Raw genomic sequence first — 18,801 nt, 5'->3', positions numbered from 1 at the left:
GGACTTCCTCAGTGCGCCATCATGTTGGCGTGGATGCTGAACATGATCCACAGCGACAGGCCGACCAACAGGACGATCACCAGGGCAGCGAAGACAAACGCAATCACGTTGTTACGCTGGGCGGCGGAGCGGTCCAGGTGGAGGAAGTAAACCAGGTGCACCAGCACCTGGATCACAGCGAAGGCCAGAACGATCCACAGGGTCACGGCTTTCGGCAGGGATGGGTACATCACCAGGCCGAAAGGAATGACGGTCAGGATCACCGACAGAATGAAACCGATAGCATAGGACTTGACGCTGCCGTGGCCGGCGTCGTGGCTATCGTGGGAATGAGCGTTAGCCATTTACATAGTCCCCATCAGATAAACAACGGTGAATACGCAGATCCACACCACGTCCAGGAAGTGCCAGAACAGGCTCAGGCAGCTCAGACGGGTCTTGTTGGTCGCCGTCAGGCCGTTTTTCTGCACCTGATACATCATGATCGCCATCCAGATCAGACCGCTGGTCACGTGCAGACCGTGGGTGCCGACCAGGGTGAAGAACCCGGACAGGAAGCCGCTGCGGCTAGGGCCGAAGCCTTCGGAAATCAGCACGTGGAACTCGTTGATCTCCATGGCGATAAAGCCGGCACCGAACAGGAAGGTCATGCCCAGCCAGCCCAGTACCTGGTTCTTCTTGCCCTTGAACAACGCCAGCATGGCGAAGCCGTAGGTGATCGAGCTGAACAGCAGCAGAGCGGTTTCGCCCAGTACGTATGGCAGCTCGAAGATGTCGTGGCCCGACGGGCCACCCGCTACGTTGTTAACCAGTACCGCGTACACCGCGAAGATCGACGCAAACAGAATGCAGTCGGTCATCAGGTAGAGCCAGAAACCGAATACGGTCATCTCGCCCGAGTCGTGGTGATGGTCATCATGCCCATGTCCATCGACATGAGTGTGTCCAGCATTGGTCACTAAGTTCGACATGGTTTAAGCCTGTTCCAACGAGGTTTCAACACGGGTGGCGGTGGCTGGAACTTTCCCGGCCGCTACCAGACGCTTGTGCTGCTCGGCTTCGATGCGCTCGATTACGTCGACCGGCACCATATAGCCTTGATCATCACGTGCAGCGTGGATCACGAAGTACACCACGGTGCCGACCAGGCCTGCGATGGCCAACCACCAGATGTGCCAGATCATCGCGAAACCGAACACGGTCAACAGAGCACCCATGACCACACCGGTCGCAGTGTTGTTTGGCATATGGATTGGCTCATACCTGGCCGGAGCCTTGTACGCGGTGCCGTTTTCCTTGGCTTCGGTGAACGGGTCGATGGTTTCTGCTTTTGGCAGCACGGCAAAGTTGTAGAACGGTGGTGGCGAGGAAGTCGACCATTCCAGGGTATGGGCATTCCACGGGTCGCCGTGTTCGCACATGTTCTGCGGCAGCTTGCGGTCACGGATACTGACGTAGAGCTGGATCAGCTGGCAGGCGATACCGACGGCGATCATCACCGCACCGAACATGGCAACGTACAGGTACGGTACCCACTCAGGGTTGGTGGTGGCGTTCAGGCGACGAGTCATGCCCATGAAGCCCAGTGCATAGAGCGGCATGAACGCGACGAAGAAGCCGCTGATCCAGAACCAGAACGCTGCCTTGCCCCAGCCTTCGTGCAGCTTGAAGCCGAACGCTTTCGGGAAGTAGAAGGCGAAACCTGCGATGTAACCGAATACCGCGCCGCCGATGATCACGTTATGGAAGTGCGCGATCACGAACAGGCTGTTGTGCAGAACAAAGTCAGCACCTGGAATGGCCAGCAGTACGCCGGTCATGCCGCCGATGGCGAACGTCACCATGAAGCCCAGGGTCCAGAGAACCTGGCTGGTGAAACGCAGACGGCCTTGATAAATGGTGAACAGCCAGTTGAATAGCTTCACACCCGTCGGGATGGAAATCAGCATCGTCGCCAGACCGAAGAAGGCGTTGACGCTGGCACCCGAACCCATGGTGAAGAAGTGGTGCAACCAGACCATGAAGCCCAGGATCGAGATCGCGCCGCTGGCGTAGATCATCGAGTGGTGGCCGAACAGTTTCTTGCCGGTGAAGGTCGAGATGACTTCGGAGAAGATCCCGAACGCCGGCAGAATCAGGATGTAAACCTCGGGGTGACCCCAGGCCCAGAACAGGTTGACGTACATCATTGGATTGCCACCAAGTTCATTGGTGAAAATGTGGAAATCCATGTAACGGTCAAGTGTCAGCAGTGCCAGGGTAGCGGTCAGGATCGGGAACGAAGCCACGATCAGGACGTTGGCCCAGGTGCAGGTCCAGGTGAAGATCGGCATGTCCATCAGCTTCATGCCCGGGGTACGCATTTTCAGCACGGTGGCCAGGAAGTTGACCCCCGTCAGCGTCGTACCTAGCCCGGATAGTTGTAGCGCCCAGATGTAGTAATCCATCCCCACGCCCGGGCTGTATTGCAGGCCCGACAGCGGCGGATAGGCAACCCAACCGGTCTTGGCGAATTCGCCGACGCCCAGGGACAGGTTGATCAGCACCACGCCGGAAACCAGCAGCCAGAAGCTCAGGGAGTTCAGGAATGGATAGGCAACGTCACGCGCGCCGATCTGCAGCGGCACTGCAAGGTTCATCAGGCCGGTGAAGAATGGCATCGCCATGAAGATGATCATGATCACACCGTGAGCGGTGAAGATCTGGTCATAGTGTTCAGGTGGCAGGTAGCCAGGCGAACCCTCGGTGGCCATGGCCAACTGGGTACGCATCATAATGGCGTCGGCAAAACCGCGCAGCAACATGACCATGGCGACGATGATGTACATCACGCCGATTTTCTTGTGGTCGACCGAGGTCAGCCACTCGGTCCACAAATAGGTCCACTTCTTGAAGTAGGTGATTGCAGCGAACAGCGCCAGACCACCGAGCGCGATCATGGCGATGGTTACCATCACGATCGGTTCGTGGAACGGGACCGCTTCCCAACTTAATTTACCAAACATCGTTTACTCCTCTGCCCCGGCAGCTGAATGCGAGTTCATGTCCATTCCTTGCGTAGCGGCCACTTCTTTCTCTTTCTTCTCGTGCTTGACCTTCGGACCCGGTTTCATGCCTTCGTACTTGTCGACGATGATCTGGAACAGGTTCGGCGTGACCGAGGAGTAGAGCTCGACTGGGTTGTTCTGGCTTTGCTTGGCAAGGGCTGCGTATTCAGCTTGTTCAAGCTGTTTAGGTGCCTTTTTGACTTCGCTTACCCAGGCGTCGAAATCTTCCTGAGAAGTGGCGATAGCTTTGAATTTCATGCCGGTGAAACCAGCGCCGCTGTAGTTGGCGGAGATACCGTCCATTTCAGCGTTCTGGTTGGCGATCAGGTGCAGCTTGGTCTGCATGCCGGCCATCGCGTAGATCTGGCCGCCCAGGGCCGGGATGAAGAACGAGTTCATCACGGAGTCCGAAGTCACCTTGAAGTTGATCGGGGTGTGCGCCGGGAACACGATCTTGTTGACCGTGGCGATGCCTTGTTCCGGGTAGATGAACAACCACTTCCAGTCCAGCGCGACCACTTCAATGGTGATCGGCTTGACGTCGGATTCCAGCGGCTTGTAGGGGTCCAGGGCGTGGGTCGACTTGTAGGTGATGTAACCCAGAGCAATGATGATCAGTACCGGAATAGTCCACACCGCGACTTCGATCTTGGTGGAGTGGGACCATTTTGGCGTGTAAACGGCGTCCTTGTTGGAGGCGCGGTATTTCCAGGCGAACAGGAAGGTCATGACGATGACCGGCACAACGACCAACAGCATCAGCAGCGTTGCGGTGATGATCAGGTTTCGCTCATCCAGGCCGACCTGGCCCTTGGGATCGAGCAAGGTCATGTTGCAGCCTCCCAGCAACAACGTGCCGAGCAGCGGCAATAAGCCTAGTAGTCTGGGGTACCTGTTTTTACTCATCTCACGACCTCTAAAGCAGCTTGCGCAATGCAGTTGGGTTTTGATCGCCAACACTTCACCCTGCCAAGGGTTGGCATTTTTCTTGGATTGAATAAGGGCCTGCCCGTCGCGCGTCAGACGCTGTTCGACAATTGCTGGGCCTGCGGTGAGTTCTTATTCGAATTCGTGGTCAAGGGCCTTGTTACAGACCAATTCCATTTGGTGCGGATAGTCGGAAGGCACCGACACCTGGGAGTCGCATGAAGCCATCAGACCTCTCGACACCCTGGTTCTGCTCATGCACCTGAGTAAGGGTGAGCAGTGCCGGGAATTCAGTGCGGGCGATTGTAGATATGTAACGATTCATAAACCATGTCTCATCCCGAAATAATTTATATCCGATCCGACAACAATCATTCACGGCTTTTGCAAAAGTGCGCCATGGTATCGAAATTCATTCTCAACAAAAACACCAAAAATAGTAGGTCTACCACGCGAAGTTCAGACAGCTTCCAAGGCTCTGCGCTCGCCTTCGACCCTGCTCTACCCCCTATGTGACAAGGGCTTTGCCGTTTTGCCAGGCCCTGTTAAAACTGCCTGTTTCGACTGACGAGCGCTAAAACCGACAGTGCCTGGAAGAGCAGGTTTTTGCTGCAAAGCGATGCCCTCAATCAGTAATTTGAAATGCCTTGCGACACTCAAGCTGTGACAACATGTCGCACACTTGTCACCCCCTTCCTTGTCGAGCATCAAGGTCTTTTTACCTGACCTGCGAATATGCAAAACGCCCCGGCCTCTCAACGAGAACCGGGGCGTTTTTTTTGCCTGTATCGGTATGGCGTACAGACTCAGCGCAGGGCTTTGCGGTTACGCGAAATGAGCAGCGGCACCAGCACCACGATCAGCACGAACGCCAGCAGCGCCCACTGTGCCAGGGACAAGCCGAGGATCGGCGGGTACGGCGTAGAGCAGAAGCCATCGACCTGGAAGCCCAGCGGGAAGATCTTCGCCAGCGGCAGGCCGTCGACGATTGGCTGCAGCACATCGATACCGCAACTGACCGCCGGATAAAACTGGGTATAGACGTGATGCCCGGCCACCCCGGCGCCCGCAATGGCGCAGATCACCACCAACGTTTCGAACAGCGTGACGCTGCGGCGGGTGCGCGTCGCTGCGCCGATAAAGGCGAACAGCGCAATCAACAGCAACGCGTAGCGTTGCAGGATGCACAGCGGGCATGGTGCCTCGCCCAGAGCCACTTGCATGTACAGCGCGCCACCGATCAGCGCCAGGCAGATAATGCCCAGCAACACCAGATAGCGCCGCTCACGTCCCAACCGCATGGTTTCCTCGCTCATCGCGTTTCCCTTTTGTGTCCGTGGATATCGGTTGTCCGAAAGTCTACACGCAGCCCCTGCCCTTTGAGAGCCTTGAACGGGCCGCTGAAGTCGGGGGAATAAACGATAAACCGGTTAAGCACGGATTAACCTTTAAGCGATTGTTAATAATCGAAACCGCGACGCGGTCTTCGCGAAGGGTTGCTTACTGCTTCCACCGATCCGCCGCCGCATGATCGCTGTCACGCCCTTCCACCCAACGCGGCCCATCACGGGTATTTTCTTTCTTCCAGAACGGCGCGCGGGTTTTCAGATAGTCCATGACAAAGGCACAGGCATCGAACGCCGCCTGACGGTGGGCGCTGGCGGCGCCGACGAAAACGATCGGCTCGCCCGGCTCAAGCGCGCCGATGCGGTGCAACACTTCCAGCTTCAACAGTGGCCAGCGCTGCTCGGCCTCCGCGGCAATCTTGCCCAAGGCCTTTTCGGTCATGCCCGGGTAGTGCTCCAGAAACATCCCGGCGACGTCGAGGCCGTCATTGAAGTCGCGCACGTAGCCGACAAAACTCACGACCGCACCAACGCCCACATTGGCTGCGTGCATGGCGTTGACTTCAGTACCCGGATCGAACGGCGTAGGCTGCACGCGAATAGCCATGGCTCAACCCCCGGTCACGGTCGGAAAAAACGCCACTTCATCGCCATCGCTCACCGGCTCGTCGAGCTGGCAGAGGTCTTCGTTGCGGGCGCACATCAGGTTTTGCTCGCTCAGTACCTCGGCGCCGTCACGTTGGGCCAGCAGTGCGCGCACATCGTCGACCGTGGCGAAATCACCTTCGACCTTCACCGAGTCCACGCCGAGCGCTTCACGGTAACGGGCGAAAAACTTCACGGTAACGTTCATGGCTGATCCGCCTGGAAATGACCGCTCTTGCCGCCGAGTTTCTCCAGCAGCCGCACGCTCTCGATGGTCATGCCGCGATCCACAGCCTTGCACATGTCATAAATGGTCAGCGCCGCGACGCTGGCGGCGGTCAGCGCTTCCATTTCGACGCCGGTCTGCCCGGACAACTTGCAGCGCGCCACGATGCGCACGGTGTCGTCGCCTTCGGCACTGAGTTCGACCTTGACGCCGGTGAGCATCAACGGGTGGCACAGAGGAATCAGATCGCTGGTTTTCTTCGCCGCCTGGATGCCGGCGATCCGCGCCACGGCGAACACGTCACCCTTGGGGTGGCCGCCCGTGACAATCAACTGCAGGGTTTCGGGCAGCATGCGCACCAGCGCTTGGGCCGTCGCTTCACGGTACGTCGCGTTTTTTTCAGTGACGTCGACCATATGGGCGCGACCTTGGGAATCGAGATGAGTCAGCACAGGGATACTCCTGATCAGGAGCATCGATTGTAAACCTGTGGGTCAAATTTCCGCACGTTTGATTATCCGATCGCCACAATCCCCTTGTGGGAGCGAGCCTGCTCGCGATGGCGGCGTGACAGTCGACATCAACGCTGACTGTCAGACCGCCATCGCGAGCAGGCTCGCTCCCACAGGGGGGTTGCGTACGCATGAAAAAACCGGGCGACCAATAGGCCGCCCGGTTCTGGTGAGGGTTACAGATGCGATTCGGCGTATTCGGCCAGAATCGAGCGTGGCACCCCTTGCAGGGTGATGTGTACCCCGTTGGGGAAGTCCTTGAAGCGCTCGGTCAAGTACGTCAGCCCGGAGCTGGTCGCGGACAGGTAGGGGGTGTCGATCTGCGCCAGGTTGCCCAGGCACACCACTTTGGAACCGGCGCCGGCACGGGTAATGATGGTTTTCATCTGGTGCGGCGTGAGGTTCTGGCATTCATCGATCAGGATCAGACTCTGCTGGAAGCTGCGGCCTCGGATGTAGTTGAGGGATTTGAACTGCAACGGCACTTTGCTGAGGATGTAGTCGACGCTGCCATGGGTGTTTTCGTCGTCCATGTGCAGCGCTTCGAGGTTGTCGGTGATGGCGCCGAGCCAAGGCTCCATTTTTTCCGCTTCGGTGCCAGGCAGGAAGCCGATTTCCTGGTCCAGCCCCTGCACGCTGCGGGTGGCGATGATGCGCCGGTAGCGTTTGCTGACCATGGTCTGCTCGATGGCCGCCGCCAGTGCGAGGATGGTTTTACCAGAACCTGCTGCCCCGGTCAGGTTGACCAGGTGGATATCAGGATCGAGCAAGGCGTACAGCGCCAGGCTTTGATAGATGTCACGCGGTTTCAGGCCCCAGGCTTCCTGGTGCAACAGAGGTTCCTGATGCAGGTCGAGAATCAGCAGCTTGTCTTCCTCGATCTCCTTGATCCAGCCGACAAAACCCTGTTCGTCGATGATGAACTCGTTGACGTGCACCGCCGGCAGGTTGTCGATCAACTGCACCTGGTGCCAGGTGCGGCCATGATCCTGACGGGTGTCGACATTTCTCACACGGTCCCAAAAGGAGCCGGTCATGTTGTGATAACCGTTGGGCAGCAGCGAGACGTCGTCGACCAGCTGGTCGGTGCTGTAGTCCTCGGCCGCGATCCCGCAAGCGCGGGCCTTGAGGCGCATGTTGATGTCTTTGGTGACCAGCACCACGGGCAGCTTTGGTTCGCGCGCGTGCAGGTCGATCAACTGGTTGATGATGATGTTGTCGTTCAGGTGCTCGGGCAGAATGAGGTTCGGTTCCGCACGTTTGCTCATCAAAATTGACAGCAAACCCTTGGGCCCACTCTTGCCGCGCTGGATCGGTACGCCGAGTTCAACGTCTTCGGGGCTGGCATCGCCCAACGTCTTGTCGATCAGGCGAATCGCCTGGCGGCATTCCGCGGCGACGCTGTGATGCCCGCTCTTGAGCTTATCCAGCTCTTCAAGCACGGTCATCGGGATGGCGACGTGGTGTTCTTCGAAATTAAGCAGGGCGTTTGGATCGTGAATCAATACGTTGGTATCGAGTACATAAAGGATTGGCTGGTTGGAAGAAGGGCTACGTCCGTGATCATCCATACTCGGTCACCTTTGTGGGAGCCAGTCGACGCAATACCATGACGGTGCTGCGCCTCGAAGTGGCCGCCGAATTCACCTGCGAGGAGTCAAGTGAACTGCACACAAACTGGGGTCTTGGGAGACGCCACCTGTGTTGCAGGTTTCGGCGGTCTGTCTTCGTAATACCCCAAAACCTGTGACAGAAAAAAGCACTTTGACGCTTTTTTGAAGTTTATTTTTCAGAGTGACGAATAGCCCTTGGCGTGCAGGCAATGTGCCGTTAAAGTCGGAAGTCCGCCTGCACCTATTTCTCTGCAAAAATCGCTCTTCGCTCAATGTTTACGGCCTTTCGCCGTTTTCAGCGAAACGCGTCCTGACAGTCTGCCCAACCGATCCCGCTTGGCGCCGTTTGCATAATAAGCCAAGGCATCGCCGTTTTCAGCGCATCCTGCTTCACATTGAAATTGATCACCCCGTGCCGCCATAGCAGCATCAGGGTTAACACACGTTGTGCACTCTGGCTGCCCTTGAGCTTACCGGCGCCGTCCTGGGCATCGATGTCCCACAATGCCACCCGCAAGCCCTGAGACGTGAAGAAGCCCTCGGCATCGGATCGACGCTGCCCCTCGGGCGGGCGAAACAACGGCACGTAATTCTCCGGCAGTTTGCCTTTGACCAGCTCTACGCTGCGTCGCACCGAATCCTGCCAGTCTTGCCAGTGGCTGTGGGAACGAAACTCCCAGCCTTGCACGCCAACGCATTGCTGCGAATAAGTCCCTTGCAGGCTGGCCACCGAACGATCGGCCAGGCGGGCCTGGATGTCCTTGCCGAGGACGAAGAACGTAGCGCTCATGCTGGATTTGCGCAGGTACTCGGTGACCCAGGCGGTGTTATCGGGCGTGGCATTGGCAGCGCTGTCGAAGGTCAGCAGGAACAGGCGATCATTCATGGCCTCGCCATTGCGCTCATAGTCGCCAAAACGATCGACTTCGCTGCTGGTCTGCGGGAACAGCGCAGCCTTGCGCAGTTGCTCGTCCAGGTATTGGGCGTGGAACAACCGGCTCGGCTCGGCCCATTTGATGTAATAGCTGTCGTCGCTCACCTGAAACTTCGCCGCTTGCTCACGCAAGGTGGCCATGTCCTCGACCAGGAAACAGAAGGAGGCATCCTGATCGCAACTCTGCTGGGCGAAGTTGTAATTGGTCAGCAAACGCTGCCACAGGCGTTGGCGCAGCTGGTTGACCGACTCCAGATTGAGGGTGCGCAGGCCCAGGCGTTGAGCCAGGCTCGCTTCATCCAGCGACTCACTGGCCAGCAGAACGCGGGCAAACATGAGGATTTCGGCCCGCGAGGCGACGTCAAACAGCGTCGGGCTGCTGAGCTGCTCAGGCCAGGTGCTGCGATCCAGCGTCGCCACATCGCCCGGCGCGGCGATGGCGCCAAAACTCAGGAGCCAGGCCGAGAATAGAAAAACGATACGCAAAGGGATGTCTCCATAACAAAACCCGCGCGGCACTATATCTCGGGATGATCAAAAGATCGCAGCCTCGCTTCGCTCGACAGCTCCTACAGGTTGGAATGCGTTCCCTTGTAGGAGCTGCCGAGCGAAGCGAGGCTGCGATCTTTGTTCCATGACACCACCGATCACCTATGACACCCATAGCTGGAGTCAACAAGGACAACCCCCTAGAATCGCCCCCACGATTAAAGGAGACGACTTCATGCTGATGGTGATTTCCCCCGCCAAGACCCTCGATTACGAAACACCGCCGGCGACCCAGCGCTTCACTCAGCCGCAATACCTCGACCATTCCCAGGAACTGATCCTGCAACTGCGCGACCTGACACCGGCGCAGATCAGCGAGCTGATGCACGTCTCCGACAAGATCGGCGGTCTCAATGCCGCGCGTTTCGGCAGCTGGACCCCGGCCTTCACCCCAGCCAACGCCAAGCAGGCGTTGCTGGCATTCAAGGGCGATGTGTACACCGGCCTGAATGCACAAACTTTCAGCGAAGCCGATTTCGATTACGCCCAGCAGCACTTGCGCATGCTCTCCGGCCTGTATGGCCTGTTGCGCCCCTTGGATCTGATGCAGCCCTATCGGCTGGAGATGGGCACCAAACTGGCCAATGCCCGTGGCAAGGACTTGTACGCCTTCTGGGGTACGCGGATCAGCGAATGGCTGAACGAAGCCTTGGCCGATCAAGGCGATGACGTGCTGCTGAACCTGGCCTCCAACGAGTACTTCTCGGCGGTCAAACGCAATGCTTTGAACGCGCGCATCATCAATACCGAGTTCAAGGATCTGAAGAACGGCCAGTACAAAATCATCAGCTTCTACGCGAAAAAGGCCCGCGGGATGATGAGTCGCTTCGTCATTGAAGAACGCATCAATGACCCGGTCGCCCTCAAGCAGTTCGACGTTCAGGGTTATCGCTACAGCGCCGAACAGTCTAAACCGGACAATCTGGTGTTCCTGCGAGATCACGCTCCGGAGTAATAGAGCCTGCACTAAGTCAGCGCACGACACCCCTTACTTCGTCGTGCGCGCCCCCTTTGATCGTCGAACAATCCTTTCCTTTTCGCCGTTTTATTGGCGCCAATATTCAAGCACTCCATTTTCTAACTTTAGTTTCACTCGACATTGATCATTTTTTTCAGTAGTGGCACTGAAATTTTTTACTCGTAGTGGCAAAAACATATCCAGCGCGACAATCGCCCCATATATAAAGGGCCAAAGGGCAAGTGCTATCAATATGAAAGCAGTGCCATCTTTTTCAATATTTCAAGAAATTTCAGAATTCGCGATGGGCGGACAGGAACTATGTCCAAATGCGCCGCTCATACCACCGGTAACGATTCTCTCGGTGATTGTGCGAGATAACTTACACAGACAAGAGATCGATGTAGCGAAGTTGTCACACTTACTTTGGCTTACTGATCACTTATTTGGGCAACACATGAAGGACAGGAGATAACGCACCATTACTATCCCCTACAAGGCCACGGCTGCGCCCCTATAAACGTGCTCACCTGAGCACCCAACCGCTTGATTTACGGGCTTTCGGGCCTGGCATTGAGCGCGCAAGACCTTTGCACGGAAGTCTTCAGAAAAGAGGATCGGCTGCATAACAGGGCACGTCATAACAATAAGACCTGGCTGCGCACATCTTGAGTGCATTTATTTAGACACTCGGAACTTAGTATGCCTGCACACGGCATTGTGGCGCCTTTAAGTCGCACTTGCGAGTGCACTATGACCGCTGAACACCATTAACTCCGGCCATGTAATGGCTTGATAAACACAGAGGTAATTGCGATGCGCATCAGCATATTTGGTTTGGGTTACGTCGGCGCAGTATGTGCCGGTTGCCTGTCTGCACGGGGCCATGACGTCGTTGGCGTCGATGTTGCCAAAGACAAAATCGATATGATCAACGCCGGCAAATCGCCGATCGTTGAACCGGGTTTGGGCGAACTTCTGCAGAAGGGCATCGAGACGGGCAAATTGCGCGGCACGACCAACTTCGCCGAGGCGATTCGCGACACCGACCTGTCGATGATCTGCGTCGGCACGCCGAGCAAGAAGAACGGCGATCTGGAACTGAACTACATCGAAGCCGTGTGCCGCGAGATCGGTTTTGTCCTGCGTGACAAGACCACCCGCCACACCATCGTGGTTCGCAGCACCGTCCTGCCGGGCACCGTGGCAAACGTGGTGATCCCGATCCTCGAAGACTGCTCCGGCAAAAAAGCCGGCGTCGATTTCGGCGTAGCGGTCAACCCTGAGTTCCTGCGTGAAAGCACCGCGATCGCCGATTACGATCTGCCGCCAATGACCGTTATCGGCGAGTTCGACAAGGCTTCGGGTGACGTTCTGCAATCGCTGTACGAAGAACTCGACGCACCGATCATCCGCAAGGACATCGCCGTTGCCGAGATGATCAAGTACACCTGCAACGTGTGGCACGCCACCAAGGTGACCTTCGCCAACGAGATCGGCAACATCGCCAAGGCCGTCGGTGTTGACGGTCGCGAAGTGATGGAAGTGGTCTGCCAGGACAAGACACTGAACCTGTCCCAGTACTACATGCGCCCAGGCTTTGCGTTCGGCGGCTCTTGCCTGCCAAAAGACGTGCGCGCCCTGACCTACCGCGCCGGTTCCCTGGACGTGGAAGCACCGCTGCTCAACTCGCTGATGCGCAGTAACGAGTCCCAGGTGCAGAACGCGTTCGACATCGTCTCCAGCCACGACAAGCGCAAAGTCGCCCTGCTGGGTCTGAGCTTCAAGGCCGGCACCGACGACCTTCGCGAAAGCCCGCTGGTTGATCTGGCGGAAATGCTGATCGGCAAGGGTTACGACCTGAGCATCTACGACAGCAACGTCGAATACGCCCGTGTCCACGGTGCGAACAAGGATTACATCGAGTCGAAGATCCCTCACGTCTCGTCCTTGCTCAACGCCGACTTCGACGATGTGATCGCAAACTCCGACGTGATCATCCTCGGCAACCGTGACGAGAAATTCCGCGCCCTGGCGCTGGAAGCTCCACACGGCAAGCAAGTGGTCGACCTGGTTGGCTTCATGTCCAAAGCCACCAGCGTGAGCGGCCGGACTGAAGGCATCTGCTGGTAACGCTGCATCTGTGTAGGAGCTGGCGAAGCCTGCGATCTTTTGATTTTCAGCGATCTCACTGACGCCAAAAGATCGCAGCCTGCGGCAGCTCCTACCAGGATTTCTGGCGTCATCCAGAACGGGTGACGCCAGTTTTCACAGGCCTGCCTTAACCCCATCGGGCCACCCCACAGGCTCGCCCGAGATCGAGACGGATGCAGATTATGCACAGGCTAAAGCACGGCCTACTTCAGGCCGCCGGTTGGCTGTTTTACCTAAGTTTACTGATGGGCATCGCCATGGCGCTGCCTGCGTCCACGTTCGACTCCGAGTCGAAGGACTTTATCTTCCTGATCGGTATCGTCGGTATCTGGCGCTACTCGATGGGTGCCACGCACTTTCTGCGCGGCATGCTGTTTCTGTACGTGGTCTACCCGCACCTGCGGCGCAAAGTGCGCAAGCTGGGCAAAGCGGCAGACCCGTCCCATGTATTTCTGATGGTCACCAGCTTCCGTATCGACGCGCTGACCACCGCTCAGGTCTACAGCTCGGTAATCCGCGAGGCCATCGACTGCGAACTGCCGACCACCGTGGTCTGCTCCATCGTCGAAATGTCCGATGAGCTGCTGGTCAAGAGCCTCTGGAAACGCATGAACCCACCGCCACGGGTCAAGCTCGACTTCGTGCGCATTCCCGGCACCGGCAAGCGCGATGGCCTGGCTTACGGTTTCCGCGCCATCTCGCGCCACCTGCCGGACGACCGCGCCGTGGTTGCCGTGATCGATGGCGACACCGTATTGGCCGAAGGCGTTGTGCTCAAGACCGTGCCGTGGTTCCAGCTGTTCGGCAATGTCGGCGGCCTGACCACCAACGAGTTCTGCGAAGTACGCGGCGGCTACATCATGAGCGAATGGCACAAACTGCGATTCGCCCAGCGCCACATCAACATGTGCTCCATGGCCCTGTCCAAGCGCGTGTTGACCATGACCGGCCGGATGTCGGTATTCCGCGCCACCGTGGTCACCAACCCGGACTTCATCGCCGATGTGGAAAGCGACTCGCTGCAACACTGGCGCCTGGGCCGCTTCAAGTTCCTGACCGGTGACGACAAGTCGAGCTGGTTCAGCTTGATGCGTCTGGGCTACGACACGTTTTACGTGCCGGATGCCGCGATCCATACCGTGGAACACCCGCCGGAAAAGAGCTTCATCAAAGCCAGTCGCAAACTGATGTTCCGCTGGTACGGCAACAACCTGCGGCAGAACTCCCGCGCCCTGGGCCTGGGGATGAAACGTCTCGGCCTGTTCACGTCGGTGGTGCTGTTCGATCAGCGTGTATCGATGTGGACGTCCTTGCTGGGCCTGACCGTGGCACTCCTCGCCACCTTCAAGTACGGCAGCGCGTTCATCCTGGTTTACCTGCTGTGGATCGGCATCACCCGCCTGATCCTGACTGTGCTGCTGTCCTGCTCCGGTCACCGGATCGGCCCGGCTTACCCGGCGATTCTCTATTACAACCAGATCGTCGGCGCGCTGGTGAAAATCTACGTGTTCTTCCGCCTCGATCAACAGTCCTGGACTCGCCAGCCCACTTCTCTGACCCGTGATCTCGCCAGCTTTCAACGTTGGTTCAACACTTGGTCGTCTCGGACCATGACCTTCTCCGCCGGCAGCATTTTTGTCGCCGTGCTGCTGCTGATGGTCTGACCGAACTCGCCTGAATTAACTAGGAAATCGCCCATATGAATACCGCCGTCAACTCCAACGTAGTGCACGAATCCGAAGCCCAGCGCCAACACGCTCGTGTGAAAATCCCGGCCAAGCTGCGTTTCTTCGGCCCTGACCGGACTCCGGTTGAAGCCCGGCTCATCGACCTCTCCGCTGGCGGCCTGGCGTTCAACGCCGGTCAGCTGCCGCTGAAGGTCGGCGATGTGCACAAGGCCCGCCTGCAATTCGTGATCGATAACCTCGGTTTGGCCATGGACGTGGAATTGCAAATCCGCTCCGTGGATCGCCAGACCGGCCGCACCGGTTGCCAGTTCCAGAACCTGGAACCCCGTGACATTTCCACCCTGCGCCACCTGATCACCTCGCACCTGGCCGGCGACATCGTCAGTGTGGGTGAAATGCTGGCGACCCTGCAGCGCGACAACTTCACCAAGGCACGCAAGGTCAAGGATGGCGGCCACGGCATGACCCCGCTGGGCCGTCTGAAAGCGGTGACCTTCAGCGCCGGTATCTTCGTGGTCGGTCTGGTGGCGTTCGGTTTCATTTTCAAATCGGTGTACGGCATGTACTTCGTCAGCCACGCCCAGGCCGGTCTGGTCAGCGTGCAGGGGATGAACATCACCATGCCACGCGACGGCACCGTGCAGAGCCTGATCAAGGCTGACGGCGTTGCCGCTAAAGGCGCACCGCTGGCGACCTTCAGCACCAGCATGCTCGACGTACTCAAGGGCCATCTGGACGAAGGTCAACTGCAACCATCCAAGGTTGAAGAACTGTTCGGCAAGCAAATGACCGGCACCCTGACGTCGCCGTGCGATTGCACCGTGTCTCAGCAACTGGTGGCTAACGGTCAGTACGCCAGCAAAGGCGACGTGATCTTCCAACTGGTGCCGCGTAACACCGAAGCCAACGTTGAAGCGCGCTTCTCCTATCGCCAGTTCGGCGACGTGCGTCCTGGCACCACCGTCAGCTTCCAGATCGCCGGCGAAGACCAAACCCGTACCGGCAAGATCGTCAGCAGCACCAGCCTGAAAAGCGCCGACCTGTCATCCGACATCCGCGTGCAGATCAAACCTGACGAGCCGCTGGACAGCGCCTTCGCCGGTCGCCCGGTGGAAGTGAACAGCACCCGTGGCCCGAACCTGAGCTGGCTGATCAACAAAGCCATGGCCGCCGGTCTTTAAACAGAGGACATGCCCGTGACGACTCCATATTTCCTCAGAACACCGCACACCCTGTGGGAGCGCGCCTGCTCGCGATGGGATCAGCGCGGTCTGTCTGATGCACCGAGCCGCCCGAATCGCGAGCAGGCTCGCTCCCACATGGGATCACTGTGTGCCGTTGCATTGGCCGTGAGCCTGGCCGGCTGTGCCGGCCTGCCCGACCAGCGCCTGGCCAATGAAGCCCTCAAGCGCGGCGACACCGCGCTGGCGGCGCAGAACTACCAGCAGCTGGCAGACCTGGGTTACAGCGAAGCTCAGGTCGGCCTGGCCGATCTGCAGGTCGACAGCCGTGACCCGGCACAAATCAAAAAGGCCGAGGCGACTTACCGCGCCGCGGCCAGCGTCTCGCCGCGGGCTCAGGCTCGCCTGGGTCGTCTGCTGGTGGCCAAACCCGGTGCCACCGAAGCCGAACACCACGAAGCCGAAGCGCTGTTGAAGAAAGCCTCGGCCAATGGCGAAGGCAACACCCTGATCCCGCTGGCGATGCTGTACCTGCAATACCCGCACAGTTTCCCGAACGTCAACGCGCAGCAGCAGATCAGCCAATGGCGCACCGAAGGCAAACCGGAAGCCGGTCTGGCGCAAGTGCTGCTCTATCGCACCCAGGGCACTTACGACCAACACCTGGATGACGTGGAAAAGATCTGCAAAGCAGCGTTGAACACCACCGACATCTGCTACGTCGAACTGGCCACGGTCTATCAGAAACGCGACCAGCCAGAGCAACAGGCAGAACTGATCAAGCAGATGCAGGCGGGTCAAAGCCGTGGCGTCGTCACTGCGCAACGTGTGGACAGCGTGGCTCGCGTACTGGGCGATGCAAGCCTGGGCAAGACCGACGAGAAAACTGCTCAGTCGCTGCTCGAAGGCATTGCACCTGGCTACCCGGCATCCTGGGTCAGCCTGGCGCAATTGCTCTACGACTTCCCGGAACTGGGCGACGTCGACACCATGATGAAGTACCTGGACAACGGCCGCGCCGCTGATCAGCCCCGCGCCGAACTGTTGCTGGGCAAGCTCTACTTCGAAGGCAAAATGGTGCCGGCCGACGCCAAGGTCGCCGAAGAGCACTTCAAGAAAGCCGTCGGCCGTGAAGTCGCCGCCGATTACTACCTCGGCCAGATTTACCGTCGTGGTTACCTGGGCAAGGTCTATCCGCAAAAAGCCCTGGATCACCTGCTGACCGCTGCGCGTAACGGCCAGAACAGCGCCGATTTCGCCATTGCCCAACTGTTCTCCCAAGGCAAGGGCACCCGACCCGACCCGGTCAACGCTTATGTCTTCAGCCAATTGGCGAAGGCTCAAAACACCCCACAAGCCAATGAGCTTGCGCAAACCATCGAAGCGCAACTGCCGCCTGACCGGCTGGCCGAGGCCCAACGCCTGTTGAAACAAGAACAGGCCATTCGTAGTGCCGTGAGTCCGGACACGCTGGAACTGCACGCCCTGCAAGAAGAAGACGGCGAGGAATCCCTATGAAGCTCAATCCATTCGTGAAGGCCGGTATTGGCCTGACATTCGCCCTACTGTGGTCGTGCCCGACCCTGGCGGCCCTGACCGAAGACAAGAACTTCGGCCTCGAAGTCAAAGTTACCGGCCAGTCCGAAGACGACCGTGACCTGGGCACTGCCAGTGGCGGCGACGTTTCCGGCGTCGGCCTCGACCTGCGTCCATGGGTGTACGGCGAAAGCGGCGCGTGGAGCGCCTACGCCATGGGCCAGGCCGTGACGTCCACCGACATCATCGAAACGGACACCCTGCAACAGTCCGACAGCGACGGTACCCAGACCACCGACAACGGTGATCGCAAAACCAAGAAGAACTACTTGGCGATGCGCGAGTTCTGGGTCGGCTACAGCGGCCTCACGCCCTACCCTGGCGAGATCCTCAAGCTCGGTCGCCAACGCCTGCGCAACGACGACGGCCAATGGCGCGACACCAACATCGAAGCCCTGAACTGGACCTTCGACACCACCCTGTTGCGCGCCAACGTCGGTATCGCCGAACGCTTCAGCGAATACCGCACCGACTTGAAAGAGCTGGCACCCAAGGATGAGGATCGCCTGCACGTTTTCGGCGACGTTGCCACTCAATGGTCGCCGGGTAACTGGGTCGGCATTCGCGGTCATCACACCCACGATGACGGCAAGCTCGACTACCCGGAGCCGGGCGTTGCCGGCGATTCGCTGGATAAAAAACAGAACGGTGACATCAGTTGGCTCGGCCTCACCGCCGACAGCGACGCCTATAACTGGCGCAACACCAACACCGTCAATTACTGGGGCAGCATCACCGGCATGAGCGGCGACACCGACACGGTCAACCCGCTGAACGCCGATGGCACCCGCCCGACCGAAGCCAAACGCGGTGAAGACCTCAATGGCTGGGCCACTGATATTGGCCTGCGTTTGCGCCTCGATCCGCAGTGGCAAGTCGGTGCGGCCTATGCCCGTGCCAGCGCCGAGTACGAACAGACCGGCCTGGAAAGCAATCGCTCGAACTACACCGGTACACGCTCGCGGGTTCACCGTTTCGGCGAAGCCTTCCGTGGCGAAATGAACAACATGCAAACCGCTACCCTGTTCGGCTCGTGGATGCTCAACGACGAATACGACGCCAGTCTGATCTACCACAAGTTCTGGCGCGTGGACGGCAACAAGCCGGTGGGCAGCAACGGCATCAACGCCGTCGAAAACAACACCGACGACGTGACCGGTGCAATCCTCTCCAGTACCTCGCTGCCGCTGGAAGATGGCAACAAAGACCTGGGTCAGGAAATGGACCTGGTGGTTACCAAGTACTTCAAGCAAGGCCTGTTGCCGGCGGCGTTGAGTCAGTCGATCGATGAGCCTTCGGCTCTGGTGCGGTTCCGTGGCGGTGTGTTCAAGCCTGGCGATGCCTACGGCAAAGAAGTCGATTCGTACATGCACCGCGCGTTTGTCGACGTGGTCTGGCGCTTCTGATGCAAACCGCGAAGGGAGT

Annotated in this window: 16 protein-coding genes; 6 read left to right on the top strand and 10 right to left on the bottom strand. The window is 58.4% G+C overall.

What is annotated here, in order from left to right:
• Window positions 1-8: 8 nt before the first annotated feature.
• From cyoD to ACZ89R_RS23160, 10 genes are all read right to left on the bottom strand, one after another.
• Entirely contained in the window at window positions 9-344 is a 336-nt protein-coding gene (gene cyoD, locus ACZ89R_RS23205) for a cytochrome o ubiquinol oxidase subunit IV (RefSeq protein ID WP_429544465.1), read from the bottom strand.
• Window positions 345-971: a cytochrome o ubiquinol oxidase subunit III gene (locus tag ACZ89R_RS23200; protein WP_123501051.1), complete on the bottom strand. Its 627-nt coding sequence runs from the start codon at window positions 969-971 to the stop codon at window positions 345-347.
• A 3-nt stretch (window positions 972-974) separates the two neighbouring features.
• Window positions 975-3,005, bottom strand: a complete 2,031-nt coding sequence (gene cyoB / locus ACZ89R_RS23195; protein ID WP_429544466.1) for a cytochrome o ubiquinol oxidase subunit I — start codon at window positions 3,003-3,005, stop codon at window positions 975-977.
• A 3-nt stretch (window positions 3,006-3,008) separates the two neighbouring features.
• Entirely contained in the window at window positions 3,009-3,953 is a 945-nt protein-coding gene (gene cyoA / locus ACZ89R_RS23190) for a ubiquinol oxidase subunit II (RefSeq protein WP_429544467.1), read from the bottom strand.
• 827 nt (window positions 3,954-4,780) lie between these two features.
• The gene (locus tag ACZ89R_RS23185; RefSeq protein WP_032830273.1) at window positions 4,781-5,290 is read right to left on the bottom strand and encodes a disulfide bond formation protein B; all 510 of its coding nucleotides are present in this window, start codon (window positions 5,288-5,290) and stop codon (window positions 4,781-4,783) included.
• Between the two features lie 184 nt (window positions 5,291-5,474).
• A complete protein-coding gene (gene moaE, locus ACZ89R_RS23180; RefSeq protein WP_192346100.1) occupies window positions 5,475-5,927 on the bottom strand; it encodes a molybdopterin synthase catalytic subunit MoaE in 453 nt (150 codons plus the stop codon).
• A gap of 3 nt (window positions 5,928-5,930) precedes the next feature.
• Window positions 5,931-6,173 carry a molybdopterin converting factor subunit 1 gene (gene moaD / locus ACZ89R_RS23175; RefSeq protein WP_008010586.1) on the bottom strand — a complete coding sequence of 81 codons (243 nt, stop codon included), beginning with the start codon at window positions 6,171-6,173 and terminating at the stop codon, window positions 5,931-5,933.
• Window positions 6,170-6,643, bottom strand: coding sequence for a cyclic pyranopterin monophosphate synthase MoaC (gene moaC, locus ACZ89R_RS23170; RefSeq protein WP_429544468.1), 474 nt, complete (start codon window positions 6,641-6,643; stop codon window positions 6,170-6,172). Before moaC ends, moaD begins: the two co-directional genes overlap by 4 nt.
• Before the next feature lie 236 nt (window positions 6,644-6,879).
• Entirely contained in the window at window positions 6,880-8,274 is a 1,395-nt protein-coding gene (locus ACZ89R_RS23165) for a PhoH family protein (protein ID WP_429424329.1), read from the bottom strand.
• 337 nt (window positions 8,275-8,611) lie between these two features.
• Window positions 8,612-9,736: a polysaccharide deacetylase family protein gene (locus tag ACZ89R_RS23160; RefSeq protein WP_429544469.1), complete on the bottom strand. Its 1,125-nt coding sequence runs from the start codon at window positions 9,734-9,736 to the stop codon at window positions 8,612-8,614.
• 238 nt (window positions 9,737-9,974) lie between these two features.
• Here ACZ89R_RS23160 and yaaA point away from each other — a divergent pair, with 238 nt between their 5' ends.
• From yaaA to ACZ89R_RS23130, 6 genes are all read left to right on the top strand, one after another.
• Window positions 9,975-10,754, top strand: coding sequence for a peroxide stress protein YaaA (yaaA, locus tag ACZ89R_RS23155; protein WP_429542551.1), 780 nt, complete (start codon window positions 9,975-9,977; stop codon window positions 10,752-10,754).
• Between the two features lie 819 nt (window positions 10,755-11,573).
• Window positions 11,574-12,890 (top strand): nucleotide sugar dehydrogenase, encoded by a 1,317-nt coding sequence (locus ACZ89R_RS23150; RefSeq protein ID WP_123501037.1) that lies wholly within the window; start codon window positions 11,574-11,576, stop codon window positions 12,888-12,890.
• Between the two features lie 203 nt (window positions 12,891-13,093).
• The gene (gene alg8 / locus ACZ89R_RS23145; protein ID WP_429544470.1) at window positions 13,094-14,575 is read left to right on the top strand and encodes a mannuronan synthase; all 1,482 of its coding nucleotides are present in this window, start codon (window positions 13,094-13,096) and stop codon (window positions 14,573-14,575) included.
• Between the two features lie 35 nt (window positions 14,576-14,610).
• The gene (locus ACZ89R_RS23140; RefSeq protein ID WP_123501032.1) at window positions 14,611-15,780 is read left to right on the top strand and encodes an alginate biosynthesis protein Alg44; all 1,170 of its coding nucleotides are present in this window, start codon (window positions 14,611-14,613) and stop codon (window positions 15,778-15,780) included.
• 9 nt (window positions 15,781-15,789) lie between these two features.
• Window positions 15,790-17,298 carry an alginate biosynthesis TPR repeat lipoprotein AlgK gene (algK, locus tag ACZ89R_RS23135; RefSeq protein ID WP_429544471.1) on the top strand — a complete coding sequence of 503 codons (1,509 nt, stop codon included), beginning with the start codon at window positions 15,790-15,792 and terminating at the stop codon, window positions 17,296-17,298.
• Window positions 17,295-18,782, top strand: a complete 1,488-nt coding sequence (locus ACZ89R_RS23130) for an alginate export family protein (RefSeq protein WP_123501030.1) — start codon at window positions 17,295-17,297, stop codon at window positions 18,780-18,782. The genes algK and ACZ89R_RS23130 overlap by 4 nt, the downstream gene beginning before the upstream one ends.
• Window positions 18,783-18,801 lie beyond the last annotated feature (19 nt).

This window comes from Pseudomonas sp. TE3728 (assembly GCF_056279145.1).
Note: the sequence above shows the minus strand (reverse complement) of the source record. Positions and strands in the feature narration are given on the sequence as shown.